This is a genomic window from Pseudarthrobacter sulfonivorans, assembly GCF_031454915.1.
Taxonomy (GTDB): domain Bacteria; phylum Actinomycetota; class Actinomycetes; order Actinomycetales; family Micrococcaceae; genus Arthrobacter; species Arthrobacter sulfonivorans_C.
This window is the reverse complement of sequence record NZ_JAVDRS010000010.1, coordinates 1-13,913: the sequence shown is the minus strand read 5'-3', so window position 1 is coordinate 13,913 and position 13,913 is coordinate 1. Positions and strand designations below refer to the sequence as shown.

The 13,913-nt window shown below is 64.9% G+C and carries 8 protein-coding genes and 1 tRNA gene; 8 read left to right on the top strand and 1 reads right to left on the bottom strand.

Features of this window, described 5'->3' with window-relative positions; translation table 11 throughout:
- The first annotated feature begins 1 nt into the window (after position 1).
- The 7 genes from trpC to pyk all read left to right on the top strand — a co-directional run bounded on the left by trpC (position 2) and on the right by pyk (position 12,180).
- A complete protein-coding gene (gene trpC / locus J2808_RS18990) occupies positions 2 to 820 on the top strand; it encodes an indole-3-glycerol phosphate synthase TrpC (protein WP_309820102.1) in 819 nt (272 codons plus the stop codon).
- A 73-nt stretch (positions 821 to 893) separates the two neighbouring features.
- Positions 894 to 2,297 (top strand): tryptophan synthase subunit beta, encoded by a 1,404-nt coding sequence (trpB, locus tag J2808_RS18985; RefSeq protein ID WP_309819770.1) that lies wholly within the window; start codon positions 894 to 896, stop codon positions 2,295 to 2,297.
- Positions 2,297 to 3,103, top strand: coding sequence for a tryptophan synthase subunit alpha (gene trpA / locus J2808_RS18980; RefSeq protein ID WP_309819769.1), 807 nt, complete (start codon positions 2,297 to 2,299; stop codon positions 3,101 to 3,103). The genes trpB and trpA overlap by 1 nt, the downstream gene beginning before the upstream one ends.
- A gap of 6 nt (positions 3,104 to 3,109) precedes the next feature.
- On the top strand, positions 3,110 to 4,300 hold the full coding sequence (gene lgt, locus J2808_RS18975) for a prolipoprotein diacylglyceryl transferase (RefSeq protein ID WP_309819767.1): 1,191 nt from the start codon (positions 3,110 to 3,112) through the stop codon (positions 4,298 to 4,300).
- Positions 4,301 to 4,562: 262 nt separating this feature from the next.
- On the top strand, positions 4,563 to 9,173 hold the full coding sequence (gltB, locus tag J2808_RS18970; protein WP_309819765.1) for a glutamate synthase large subunit: 4,611 nt from the start codon (positions 4,563 to 4,565) through the stop codon (positions 9,171 to 9,173).
- Entirely contained in the window at positions 9,166 to 10,623 is a 1,458-nt protein-coding gene (locus J2808_RS18965; RefSeq protein WP_309819763.1) for a glutamate synthase subunit beta, read from the top strand. Before gltB ends, J2808_RS18965 begins: the two co-directional genes overlap by 8 nt.
- A gap of 72 nt (positions 10,624 to 10,695) precedes the next feature.
- Positions 10,696 to 12,180, top strand: a complete 1,485-nt coding sequence (pyk, locus tag J2808_RS18960; RefSeq protein ID WP_309819761.1) for a pyruvate kinase — start codon at positions 10,696 to 10,698, stop codon at positions 12,178 to 12,180.
- Positions 12,181 to 12,293: 113 nt separating this feature from the next.
- On the opposite strand, the gene J2808_RS18955 is transcribed toward pyk, so the two are convergent.
- Entirely contained in the window at positions 12,294 to 12,899 is a 606-nt protein-coding gene (locus tag J2808_RS18955; RefSeq protein ID WP_309819760.1) for an ANTAR domain-containing response regulator, read from the bottom strand.
- 204 nt (positions 12,900 to 13,103) lie between these two features.
- Here J2808_RS18955 and J2808_RS18950 point away from each other — a divergent pair.
- Positions 13,104 to 13,185: transfer RNA gene (locus J2808_RS18950), tRNA-Leu, on the top strand.
- Positions 13,186 to 13,913 lie beyond the last annotated feature (728 nt).

The window sequence follows — 13,913 nt, the reverse complement described above, 5'->3', positions numbered from 1 at the left end:
GGTGACTGTTCTCGATGACATCAATGCCGGTGTCAGGGAGGATATGGAGTCCAGGCAACGCCTCGTTTCGCTCGCGGAACTGAAGGATCTGGCAGCCGCCGCAGCACCGGCGCGAGACGCCTGGGCCGCCCTCGGCGGCCCTGCCGCACCGCGCAATGAGCTCAAGGTCATCGCCGAAATCAAGCGGCGGAGCCCCTCCAAAGGGGACCTGGCTACCATTGTGGACCCGGCCTCGCTCGCTGCGCAGTACGCCGACGGCGGTGCCGCCGTCATCAGCGTCCTCACCGAACAGCGGCGGTTTAATGGTTCCCTCGCTGACCTGGACGCTGTCCGTGCCCGCGTTGATGTTCCCCTGCTGCGCAAGGACTTCACGCTCGACGAGTACCAGATCTGGGAGGCCCGCGCCCACGGCGCGGACCTGGTCCTGCTCATCGTGGCGTCGCTCTCCGACGGCGAGCTCCGGGACTTCAGCGCACTCAGCCGCGAACTGGGCATGAATGTCCTGGTGGAGACGCACACCGAAGAGGAAATCGAACGTGCCGTGGCAGCGGAGGCGCGCATCATCGGTGTGAACGTCCGCAACCTCAAAACGCTCGACGTCGACCGTTCCGTTTTCGCGTCCCTCGCCGGCCTGATTCCAGCCGAAGCGCTGGTCATCGCCGAGTCCGGCGTGCGCGGTGTGGCCGACGTGACGCACTACGCCACGAACGGCGCCAACGCCATCCTGGTGGGCGAAGCCCTGGTGAGCGATTCCACTCCCCGGGAGCGGATCGCCGAATTCACGGCTGCCGGCGCTGCCGCCATCGCCGCGCGGGCCTAGCCCCCGGCAATCGCCGGCCCTGGCGCCGGCGGCACAACACTTCTGAACGATCAACTGGAACAGGACGGGACTGATGGCTGAATCCTCAGAGAACGCTGAGAACAACGCCGCGGAGGCATTCCTGCAGGGCGGCTCGCTGAAGCACGCCCCGGGGCCCTACTTCGGCGGCTACGGCGGACGCTGGATGCCAGAATCGCTGATCGCCGCCCTGGACGAGCTCGAGGACACGTTTGAAAAGGCCAAAGCCGATCCTGACTTCCTTGCCCAGATCGCAGAGCTGAACAAGAACTACTCCGGCCGGCCCTCCCTGCTGACCGAGGCCAAGCGGTTCTCCGAGCACGCCGGCGGGGCCCGGATCTTCCTCAAGCGGGAGGACCTCAACCACACCGGATCCCACAAGATCAACAACGTGCTGGGGCAGGCCCTGCTGGCCAAGCGCATGGGCAAGACCCGCGTCATCGCGGAGACCGGTGCAGGGCAGCACGGCGTGGCAAGCGCCACCGCCGCGGCCCTCCTCGGCCTCGAATGCGTTGTCTACATGGGCGCCGAAGACTGCCGCCGCCAGGCTTTGAATGTTGCCCGGATGCAGCTGCTTGGCGCCACAGTGGTCCCCGTGACCAACGGTTCACAGACCCTCAAGGACGCCATCAACGACGCCCTCCGGGACTGGGTCAGCAACGTTGACACCACGCATTACCTGCTGGGCACCGCAGCCGGCGCGCACCCGTTCCCGGCCATGGTCCGCTTCTTCCACGAGGTCATCGGCGAGGAAGCCCGTGCCCAGATCCTGGAGCAGACCGGCAAGCTGCCCGACGCCGTCGTTGCCTGCATTGGCGGCGGTTCCAACGCGATCGGCATCTTCCACGGCTTCCTGGATGACCCCGGCGTCAGGATCTACGGCTTCGAGGCCGGCGGCGACGGCGTCGAGACAGGGCGCCACGCCGCCACCATCACGCTCGGCAAGCCCGGCGTCCTCCACGGTGCGCGTTCCTACCTCATGCAGGACGACGACGGGCAGACCATCGAGTCCCACTCCATCTCCGCAGGTTTGGACTACCCGGGCGTCGGCCCCGAGCATGCGTACCTGGCCGATATCGGGCGGGTCACCTACGAGCCCATCACGGACAGCGAAGCCATGGACGCGTTCAAGCTGCTGTGCCGGACGGAGGGCATCATCCCTGCGATCGAGTCCTCACACGCCCTCGCAGGAGCCATCAAGGTGGGCAAGCGCCTGACCGAAGGCAGCGCCAACCCGTCCGAAACGGTGGTCATCGTGAACCTCTCCGGCCGCGGAGACAAGGACGTGGAGACCGCTGCGGAATGGTTCGACATGCTCGACGAGGAGGGCAAGGTCAAGGGGACCAACCTCTCCACCCGCAAGCCCAAGGGCCCCTCCGACCGGGCAGAAACTGAAGCCGTTCCCGCTACCGGCGCCCCCGCAGATAACACTGCCGCAGACAACACCGAGGACCACTGATGACTGAACAGACGGCCAGCAAGTCCGCCGCCGCCATCGACCGTGCCCGCGGCGCCGGGCGCTCCGCCCTGGTCTGCTACCTGCCGGCAGGCTTCCCCGACGTCCAGGCCACCATCGACGCCGGCATCGCCATGGCGAAGAACGGCGCCGACCTGATCGAAATCGGCATTCCGTATTCAGACCCGGTCATGGACGGTCCCGTCATCCAGGCGGCCACCACCGAGGCCATTGCCAACGGCTTCCGGGTCGAGAGCGTTTTCGACGTCGTGGCCGGCATTACGGCGGCCACCGACGTGGCCGTGCTGGTGATGACATACTGGAACCCTGTGCTCCGGATGGGCGTGGACGAGTTTTCCCGCAGGCTGGCCGAGGCCGGGGGAGCGGGGCTCATCACTCCGGACCTCATCCCGGACGAGGCGTCAGAATGGTTCGCAGCGTCGGACAAGTACGGCCTGGACCGGGTGTTCCTCGTGGCACCTTCCTCCACGCCCGAGCGCCTGGCCATGACCGTGAAGGCAAGCCGGGGCTTCGTTTACGCCGTCTCCATCATGGGCGTCACGGGCACCCGCCAGGATGTCAGCAGCAGCGCTGAACAGCTCGTTGCCGATACCCATGCTGCCGGTGCCGAACGCGTCTGCGTGGGGCTCGGCGTGTCCAACGCCGGGCACGTCCGCGAGATCGCAGCCTACGCCGACGGTGTCATCGTGGGCACGGCGCTGGTTGCCGCAATCCGCGACGGCGGCGTTCCCGCCGTCGCAGACCTCACCCGGGATCTCAGCGCCGGCCTCGCCAGGGAAGTAGCCTAAGCCACCATGCAGATCCTCCTTCAGGCCGCCACCCTGGTGCCGGCCAGCATCCCCAGCCCGGACTGGTCCGGCTTTGACATCCCGTTGCCTTGGGGGACCCTGCGGATCCACGCGTATGCCCTCTGCATCCTTGCGGGCATCATGGTGGGCCTGTGGCTCACCTCCGTCAGGTGGGCCCGGCGCGGTGCGCCCGAAGGCAGCGTGTGGGACATCGTCATCTGGGCGATCCCGTTCGGCATCATCGGCGGACGGCTTTACCACGTGGTGTCCTCACCGGACCAGTACTTCGGGCCGGGTTTCGACGGGACAGGCGACCTCTGGCTGATCCCGCAGATCCAGCGTGGCGGACTGGGCATCTGGGGTGCTGTTGTCCTGGGTGTCCTGGGCGCCTGGATCGGCTGCCGGCGTGCGGGCGTGAAGCTGACGGCTTTCCTGGACGCCGCGGCACCGGGCCTCCTGCTGGCCCAGGCGGTGGGCCGGTGGGGCAACTACTTCAACCAGGAACTTTTCGGCAGCCCTACTACGCTGCCATGGGGCCTGCAGATCGACGCGAACAACCCCAACTTTCCCGCCGGCATGCCGGCGGACACCCTCTTCCACCCCACGTTCCTGTACGAGTCGCTGTGGAACATCGCAGGCGTGCTGATCCTGCTGGCGCTGGACCGGCGGTTCAACTTCCGGCGGGCACGGCTGTTCTGGCTCTATGCGATGTACTACACGCTGGGCCGGGTATGGATCGAAGCGATGCGCATCGACGAGGCCGAGCAGATCAACCTGTTCGGCATCACCACCAGGCTCAACGTCTGGACCAGCATCTTTGTGTTCATCGCAGCACTGGTGGTGTTCATCCTGGTGGGGATGAAGGGCCGGCCCGAGCCGGACACCCCCTACCTGGAGGGCCGCGGTCCCGGTGCTGATAAAGCCGAGGACGAGGCCAAGGAAGAGGCCCGGGAAGTCGCCGGGGCTGATGCAGTGGCACCAAGCCCCGGTGTCCGCGATACGGATTCCCGTGTCTCAGATAGTGAATCGCGTGATAATCTGCCAGATATCCAAAATGGTTCCGGACATCCTTCCACCCCAACGGAAGAGGAACCGGCGTCCATGAGCGGCAACAAGCCCGTTACTGACGCGTCGGAGACCGGAAATTCCCGCCACCAGGCAACGGAATCCGCGCCGGAGGCTGGCACAAGCAAGTAGGACGCCAGCACGGCAGGGCAGCAGAGTCACCGCTCGGAGCGCCCACACACCACAGCGTCGTGGCAACAGGGCCCGCCCGGACAGCAGAGACTTGCTGGCCGGTCAAGCCCGGGTCAGAGGCCTGCGTAACTCTTCGTTCAGCAGGCCTGTCTGGCCTACAATTTCCAGTAAATAACACTTTGTTGTGCCCATCACACAGGCGCGGAGAGTGGGGCCAACGGTGTCCCTTCCATACGTACGATCTCGAGGAAGGACGTCTTCAATGACCCATCTTCAAAGCCCACGCTGGTCCGAAAAAATAGGATCTGACGGCCCCGTCTCTCCCTTTAAGCGTTTCGCTGCGCTGCCGGAGGCCCGGGGTCTATACAACCCAGAAAACGAGAAAGACGCGTGTGGCCTTGCGATCATCGCCACGCTCCGTGGTGAGCCCGGCTACGACATTGTCGACGCCGCACTGACCGCCCTGCGCAACCTCGAGCACCGCGGTGCTGTGGGCGCCGACGAAGGCACCGGCGACGGTGCAGGCCTCCTGATGCAGATCCCGGATGAATTCTTCCGCGCCGTCACAGAGTTCGAACTCCCCGCGCCCGGCCAGTTCGTGGCCGGCACCGCCTTCCTGCCGTCCGAGCAGCGCGAAGCCGATGCCGCCAAGGCCGGCATCGAAGGCCTGGCCGCCGATGAGGGACTCACCGTCCTGGGCTGGCGCGAAGTGCCCATCGTGGCAGACCTCGTAGGTGCCATGGCCCGCGCCTGCATGCCGTATTTCTCCCAGCCATTCCTTGCCTCCGCAACCGGCGAGAAGCTGGACCGCAATGAGCTCGACTCACGGGCCTGGCGGATCCGCAAGCGCGCCCAGAACAAGTTCGGTGTCTACTTCCCGTCCCTGTCCTCCCGCACCATCGTCTACAAGGGCATGCTCACCACTGCCCAGCTGGAGCCGTTCTACCCGGACCTCTCCGATAAGCGCTTCAAGACCAAGCTGGCCATTGTCCACTCGCGCTTCTCCACCAACACGTTCCCCTCCTGGCCGCTGGCCCAGCCGTTCCGCACCATCGCCCACAACGGTGAAATCAACACCGTCAAGGGCAACCGGAACTGGATGCGCGCCCGCCAGTCCCAGCTCGCCAACCCGCTGCTGGGGGACTCTCCCGAAGAGCTGTACCCCATCTGTACGCCCGGTGCCTCCGACTCCGCATCCTTCGATGAGGTAGCCGAGCTGCTCTGGCTCTCCGGCCGGCCCATCACGCACTCGATCATGATGATGATCCCCGAGGCCTGGGAAAACCACGCCACCATGGATCCGGCACGGCGGGCCTTCTACGAATACCACTCGCTGCTTATGGAGCCGTGGGACGGCCCCGCCGCCGTGTCCTTCACCGACGGCAACCTGGTCGGGGCCACGCTCGACCGCAATGGCCTGCGCCCCGGACGTTACTGGATCACCGAGGATGGCCTGATCGTCTTTGCCTCCGAGGTGGGCGTGATCGACGTCGAACCCTCCAAGGTGGTTAAGAAGGGCCGGGTTTCCCCGGGCAAGATGTTCCTTGTGGACACCGATGCCGGCCGCATCATCGACGATGAAGAGGTCAAGGCCGAGGTTGCTGCCGCGAACCCCTGGGCCGAGTGGCTCAAGGACAACCTGATCGACCTCAAGGACCTCCCCGAGCGCGAGCACGTAGTGCACACGGCCGCGTCCGTGAACATCCGCCAGCGGACCTTCGGTTACACCACCGAAGAGCTCAAGATCCTGCTTGGCCCGATGGCCCGCACCGGGGCCGAACCGCTGGGCGCCATGGGCTCCGACACCCCGGTGGCAGTGCTGTCCAAGCGCCCCCGCCTGCTTTTCGACTACTTCGTGCAGTCCTTCGCACAGGTCACCAACCCGCCACTGGACGCCATCCGCGAGGAACTGGTCACGTCCCTGATGTGTGCCATCGGTCCCAACGGCAACCTGCTGGACACCAAGCAGGTCCGGCAGCCACAGGTTTCGCTGCCGTTCCCGGTGATCAACAACGACCAGCTCGCCAAGATCGCCAACATCGAGACGCCCGACGGCGACAAGGTGGCCATGAAGGTGCGCGGGCTCTACCGCCCCGAAGGCGGCGAATCTGCACTCCGTGCCCGGCTCACCGAAATCTGCGAGCAGGTCTCCGGTGCCATCAACCGCGGCGTGCAGTACGTTGTGCTGTCCGACCGCGACTCGAACGCGCAGTGGGCACCGATTCCTTCGCTGCTCCTGGTCAGCGCCGTGCACCACCACCTGCTGCGCAGCGCCAACCGCACCAAGACCGCCCTGGTGGTTGAGGCCGGCGACGTCCGCGAGACGCACCATGTGGCTGTCCTGATCGGCTACGGCGCATCCGCAGTCAACCCGTACCTCGCCATGGAATCCGTGGAGCAGCTGATTTCCAGCGGCGACGTTGTGGGGGTTACCCCGCAGGATGGTGTCTACAACCTCATCAAGGGCCTCGGCAAGGGCGTCCTGAAGATCATGTCCAAGATGGGCATCTCCACGGTGGCGTCGTACACCGGCGCGCAGACGTTCGAGGCCCTGGGCCTCGGACAGGAGCTGGTGGACGAGTTCTTCGCCGGCACGCACTCCCAGCTGGGCGGCGTGGGCCTGGATGTCATCGCGGCCGAGGTTTCGGCGCGGCACCAGATGGCCTACCCGGAAGGCGGCATCGAGCAGCCGCACCGCCCTCTTCTGGGCGGCGGCGAATACCAGTGGCGCCGCGACGGCGAGCCGCACCTGTTCAACCCGGAGACTGTCTTCCGGCTGCAGCACGCCACGCGTGAGCGCCGCTACGACATTTTCAAGTCCTACACCAGGGGCGTGGATGACCAGTCCGAGAACCTGATGACCCTGCGCGGGCTGCTCAAGTTCAAGAATGAGCGTCCAGCGGTTCCGCTGGAGGAAGTGGAGCCCGTCTCCAGCATCGTGAAGCGCTTCTCCACCGGCGCCATGAGCTACGGGTCCATCTCGAAGGAAGCCCACGAGACCCTCGCGATCGCCATGAACCAGTTGGGCGGCAAGTCCAACACCGGTGAAGGCGGCGAGGACGTGGACCGCCTGCTGGATCCGAAGCGCCGTTCTGCCGTCAAGCAGATCGCCTCCGGACGGTTCGGCGTTACCAGCCTGTACCTGACCAACGCCGATGACATCCAGATCAAGATGGCGCAGGGTGCCAAGCCCGGCGAAGGCGGCCAGCTGATGGCGCAGAAGGTGTACCCCTGGGTTGCCCGGACGCGCCACTCGACGCCCGGCGTCGGGCTCATTTCGCCGCCCCCGCACCACGACATCTACTCGATCGAGGACCTCGCACAGCTCATCTACGATGCGAAGCGTGCCAATCCCTCGGCCCGCGTCCACGTCAAGCTCGTCTCCGAAGTGGGGATCGGCACTGTGGCATCGGGTGTTACCAAAGCGAAGGCCGACGTCGTACTTGTCTCCGGACACGACGGCGGAACCGGCGCGTCCCCGCTAAACTCACTCAAGCACGCGGGTGTGCCGTGGGAGCTCGGTCTCGCAGAGACCCAGCAGACACTGATGCTCAACGGCCTGCGCGACCGCGTGGTGGTGCAGGTGGACGGCCAGCTCAAGACCGGCCGCGACGTTGTCATCGCTGCCCTGCTCGGTGGTGAGGAGTTTGGTTTCGCCACCGCTCCGCTCGTCGTGGAGGGCTGCATCATGATGCGCGTCTGCCACCTGGACACCTGCCCGGTGGGCGTTGCGACGCAGAACCCCGAACTGCGTGCGCGCTTCACCGGCAAGCCGGAATTCGTAGTCAACTTCTTCGAGTTCCTGGCCGAGGAAGTCCGCGAGATCCTCGCGGAGCTCGGCTTCCGGAGCATCGAGGAGGCCATCGGCCACGCCGAGGTGCTGGACGCCCGCGAGGCGATCAACCACTGGAAGGCCGACGGCCTGGACCTGGACCCGATCCTGCACGGTCTTGAGTTCGACGACGACGCTCCGCTGCGCAACCTCACCTCGCAGAACCACGAGCTGGACAAGCACTTCGACCAGCGGCTGATCAGCATGGCCACGGAGGCCCTGACCGACCGCAGCCCGGTGAAGATCGCGGTGGACGTCATCAACACCGACCGCTCCGTGGGTACCATGCTGGGCCACACCGTGACCAAGACGTTCAGCACGGATGTCCTGGCACCGGACACCATTGACATCACCCTGACCGGCACGGCAGGACAGTCGCTGGGCGCCTTCCTGCCCGCCGGCATCACGCTGCGCCTGTTCGGCGACTCGAACGACTACGTGGGCAAGGGGCTTTCCGGCGGACGCATCATTGTCAGGCCGGACCGCACCAACGTGTTCAAGGCCGAAGGCAATGTCATTGCCGGCAACGTGATCGGCTACGGCGCCACCAGCGGCGAAATGTTCCTGCGTGGCCAGGTGGGCGAACGCTTCCTGGTCCGCAACTCCGGCGCCACCGCCGTCGTTGAAGGCATCGGCGACCACGGCTGCGAGTACATGACCGGCGGCCAGACGCTGATCATCGGCCGCACGGGACGCAACTTCGGTGCCGGCATGTCCGGTGGTACCGCCTACGTGCTGGACCTGCGGACCACGCGGGTCAACAAGGACGCCCTGCAGTCCGGCGAACTCCAGCTCATGGAACTCGACGCCGAAGACCGGGACATTGTCCACGGCCTGCTGGTGAAGCACGTTGAGGAAACCGAATCGCTGCACGCTGCCCGGCTGCTGGAGAATTTCGACGACACTTGTGCCCGCATTACCAAAGTGCTGCCGCGCGATTACGCGGCAGTCCTGCAAACCCGTCTTGACGCGATCGAAGAGGGCCTTGACCCTGATGGCGAAGAAGTATGGGCTCGAATCCTGGAGGTGACCGGTGGCTGATCCACGCGGATTTCTTAAAGTACGACAGCGTGAAACCCAGCCACGGCGTCCCGTTCCGGTCCGCATCATGGACTGGAAGGAAGTTTACGAGGCCCAGGAAAAGGGTGTCCTGAAGGCCCAGGCCGGCCGCTGCATGGACTGCGGCGTTCCGTTCTGCCACCAGGGCTGCCCGCTGGGCAACCTGATTCCTGAGTGGAACGACCTCACCTGGCGTGACAAGGGCGAGGAAGCGATTGAGCGGCTGCATGCCACCAACAACTTCCCCGAGTGGACCGGCCGGCTGTGCCCCGCGCCCTGCGAGGCGTCCTGCGTGCTGGGCATCAACCAGCCTGCGGTAACCATCAAGCAGGTTGAAGTCTCCATCATCGACGAAGCCTGGGACAGCGGCTGGGTCACCCCGCTGCCGCCGACGCGCCTGACCGGAAAGACGGTTGCCGTGGTTGGCTCCGGACCTGCCGGCCTGGCCGTGGCGCAGCAGCTGACCCGCGTGGGCCACACCGTGGCCGTCTACGAGCGTGACGACAAGATCGGCGGGCTCCTCCGCTACGGCATCCCCGACTTCAAAATGGAAAAGGAGCAGGTTGACCGCCGCATCGAGCAGATGAAGACGGAAGGCACGCGCTTCCGCACCGGCGTTGCCGTGGGTACCGATGTGACGTGGGAGCAGCTGCGCCGCCGGTATGACGCCGTCGTGGTTGCCACCGGCGCTACCGTGCCACGTGACCTGCCCATCCCGGGCCGCGACCTTGACGGCGTGCACTACGCCATGGATTACCTCGTGCCTGCCAACCGCGTTGTCGCGGGGGAGGCCGTGGAGAACCAGATCCATGCCAAGGGCAAGCACGTGGTGATCCTGGGCGGCGGCGACACGGGCGCTGACTGCCTCGGCACCGCGCACCGCCATGGTGCCGCATCGGTGACCACGCTGGCCATCGGCAAGCAGCCGCCGGCAGAACGCGCCGGACACCAGCCGTGGCCGACGTTCCCCACGCTGTTCGAAATGGCCAGTGCGCACGAAGAGGGTGGCGAACGCACGTACCTCGCCTCCACTGTCGAGTTCGTGGGCGAGAACGGTAAGCTCACCGGCGTCAAGGTTGCCGAGACGGAATTCGTGGACGGCAAGCGGCTCCCCAAGGCTGGCACCGAGCGGGTTGTCCCGGCGGATCTGGTCTTCCTGTCCCTGGGCTTCACCGGAGCCGAGCCTGCGGGCATCACCGAGCAGGTCAGCGCCGAATTCGACGGCCGCGGCAATGTGTCCCGCGACGGGTACTACATGACCAACACCGAGGGAATCTTCGTGGCCGGTGACGCGGGCCGCGGGCAGTCGCTCATTGTGTGGGCTATCGCCGAGGGGCGCGCCTGCGCTGCCGCGGTGGACAAGTTCCTCATGGGCAGCACCATCCTGCCGGCGCCGGTCGCTCCGACGGACCGTGCCATCGCCGTTCTCTGACGCACGGTCAGTTCGCCGGGGATTCATCTCCACTACGACTTAACCAATGCAGCACACTATTAGGGTAGGTATATGAGACGCGCTAAGATTGTGGCCACTTTTGGCCCGGCAATTGCCAGCTTTGAGAACACCTTGGCGGTGTTGGAAGCCGGCGTGGATGTGGCCCGGATGAACATGAGCCACGGCGATTATTCCGTGCACGACACCACCTACGAGAATGTCCGCAAGGCTGCGGCGCAGCTGAGCAAGCCGGTGGCCATCATGGCTGACCTGCAGGGCCCGAAGATCCGCCTGGGCCGCTTTGTGGACGGCCCCCATGCCCTCTCCGAGGGCGACATCTTCACCATCACCACCGAAGAAGTTGAGGGCACCAAGGAGATTTGCTCCACGACGCTCAAGAGCCTCACCGAAGACGTCAACGTGGGCGATGCCCTGCTGATCGACGACGGCAAGGTGGCCTTGCGCGCCATCGAGGTGGACGACGTCAAGGTTGTCGCCGTGGTAACCGTTGGCGGCATGGTGTCCAACAACAAGGGCATCAACCTGCCCGGCGTTGCCGTCAACGTTCCGGCACTGAGCGAAAAGGACGAGGACGATCTCCGCTGGGCCATGCGCCGCGGTGTTGACATGGTTGCCTTGTCGTTCGTCCGGGACGCAACGGACATTACCCGGGTGCACGAGATCATGGATGAAGAAGGCCGCCGCGTGCCGGTCATCGCCAAGATCGAAAAGCCGCAGGCCGTGGAGCAGCTCCACGAAATCATCGACGCGTTCGATGCCATCATGGTGGCCCGTGGCGACCTCGGTGTGGAACTTCCCCTCGAGGAAGTGCCGATCGTGCAGAAGCGAGCCATTGAACTGGCACGCCGCTGGGCCAAGCCGGTCATTGTGGCCACGCAGGTCCTTGAGTCCATGATCGACAACCCGCGCCCCACCCGCGCGGAGGCCTCTGACTGCGCCAACGCCGTCCTTGACGGTGCGGACGCAGTGATGCTGTCCGGCGAGACCAGCGTGGGCAAGTACCCGATCGAGACCGTGAAGGTTATGGCACGGATCATCGAATCCACCGAGGTTCATGGCCTGGAACGCGTTCCGCCGCTGGGGACCAAACCCAAGACCCGTGGCGGCGCCATCACCCGCGCCGCCGTCGAAATCGCCGACCAGCTGGACGCAAAGTACATCTGTACCTTCACCCAGTCCGGCGATTCGGCGCGCCGCCTGTCGCGTCTGCGCCCCATCAGGCCGGTATTCGCGTTCACTCCGTTGGAGCACGTGTGGAACCAGCTGGCGCTGACCTGGGGCATCCAGCCGGTGCTGGTTCCCATGGTGGGCCACACCGACGAGATGACCGCACAGGTTGACCGCAGCCTGCTTGAGATGAAGCTGGTGAAAGACGGCGACCTCGTGGTCATCGCCGCCGGTTCCCCTCCCGGAAAGGCAGGTTCCACCAACTCGCTGAAGGCACACAGGGTGGGCGACTTTGCAGACGCCGGCAGCCTGGGCGACAGCAGCGAAAGTGCTCCCCGGGAGAAGCTCGGCCCCTGGCCGACGTCCTAGCGAATTTGCTCGGTGGTTGAGCCTGTCGAAACCAAGCAGGCTCAACCACCGCGGTTGGACAAGGAAAAGGACCCCTGCCAGTTGGCAGGGGTCCTTTTCCTTTGCTTTGAGTCTTAGTTGACCTGGTTGATGATGGTCTCGGCGACTTCGCGCATGCTCAGCCGGCGGTCCATGGAGGTCTTCTGGATCCAGCGGAATGCTTCCGGCTCCGTCAGGCCCATCTTGGTGGTGAGCAGGCTCTTGGCGCGCTCTACGAGCTTGCGGGTGGCGAACTGCTCCTGCAGGTCCGACACTTCGCTTTCGAGGGCCTTGATCTCCTCGTGGCGGGAGAGTGCAATCTCCAGGGCCGGAATAAGGTCGGCGGGGGTGAAGGGCTTCACCACGTAAGCCATGGCGCCGGCGTCGCGGGCACGCTCCACCAGTTCCTTCTGGCTGAACGCCGTCAGCAGGACCACGGGGGCAATGCGGGCCTTGACGATCTTCTCGGCCGCGGTGATGCCATCCATGACGGGCATCTTGACGTCCATGAGGACGAGGTCGGGCTTGAGTTCTTCGGCGAGCTGCACGGCCTTCTCGCCGTTGTCTGCTTCGCCTACAACGTCGTACCCTTCACCGCGCAGGATTTCGATGATGTCTAGGCGGATGAGGGTTTCATCCTCGGCCACAATGACGCGGCGCGCCGGCTGGGACGTGGGTTTTGACTCCGTCTGTTCAGTCACGGGATCTCCTTGGAAAGGTACGGCGGGAACATCACCATTTTAGGTGCGCCCGCGGCCGTACTTTGAACTGCATGGTCTGTTGCGGCGTCAGCGGCGCGATTCTGGAATTTAGCCTATCTGCATGTAGAGTAATTCCGCGTACGTGAAGCGATCGCGTTGCTCACAATCAGCTGTGGGCGTACCGGTTTGCATCGCGTATTCCGCGCCCGAGTGGCGGAATTGGCAGACGCGCCGCACTCAAAATGCGGTATCGAAAGGTGTGTGGGTTCGAGTCCCACCTCGGGCACGCATTCCCCCTCGTCAGAGGGGGTTTTGCTTTTAATGTGTTGACATTGACCTTCCGCGGGTCCCTCTGACTCTGGCCGCGGTCTGTGCCTGGCGCCGCGGTGGCCTGTGAACTTGTGGGGGTGGCGCGTTCAGGGTCTTGGCTGGTGGGCCCTCCGCCTGCTGGGTTGTGGGGTGATCCGTCCTCTTTTCTGGTTGGTTGTCGTGGCCGTGGTTGGCCATCACTCATTCATAGCTAGATGTTGTGTTGACGACATGAGCAAGGCGAACCTGGCTTCCAGGATCTTCGTCGGATAGCTGTCTCTTGCGGGCCAGGTATGGGGCGCTCAGCGCGCGATTGTCCGGCCAAAGAGGTGTTGACATTGTCAACACTCTGTCCACGGGTGCATGGTCGACCTGCATTTTGCTCACCCTCCTGGACCTTTTCGGCTGCTATCAGTTCATATGTCGTGGCGTTCTGTGTGACATGACCTGCGGGAAAATCGGTGTCCGTCGCGTTGCTTGGTTGCCGCTTCCCGGCCGGCCATCTCTTGAGTCCCATACGCTCGCCGCCTGTTTCCCATGACGTCTATTCATGCTCCGTGGCGCGGTTTACGGCATGACATGGCGGGAAACCGAGCGCGGGAGCCTGCCGTTGTCAATGGCCATTAGGTTCTGCCCACGGGCGGCCAGTTGATGTGCCCGCTGTGGGCCAGTAAAGCTGCCCGGTGATGGCCAACAGATCTGCCC

What these genes read in the sequence shown, in the direction of transcription:
- trpB (WP_309819770.1), top strand. Translation starts at nt 894, where the DNA reads ATGGCTGAATCCTCAGAGAACGCTGAGAACAACGCCGCGGAGGCATTC.
- gltB (WP_309819765.1), top strand. Translation starts at nt 4,563, where the DNA reads ATGACCCATCTTCAAAGCCCACGCTGGTCCGAAAAAATAGGATCTGAC.
- lgt (WP_309819767.1), top strand. Translation starts at nt 3,110, where the DNA reads ATGCAGATCCTCCTTCAGGCCGCCACCCTGGTGCCGGCCAGCATCCCC.
- trpA (WP_309819769.1), top strand. Translation starts at nt 2,297, where the DNA reads ATGACTGAACAGACGGCCAGCAAGTCCGCCGCCGCCATCGACCGTGCC.
- pyk (WP_309819761.1), top strand. Translation starts at nt 10,696, where the DNA reads ATGAGACGCGCTAAGATTGTGGCCACTTTTGGCCCGGCAATTGCCAGC.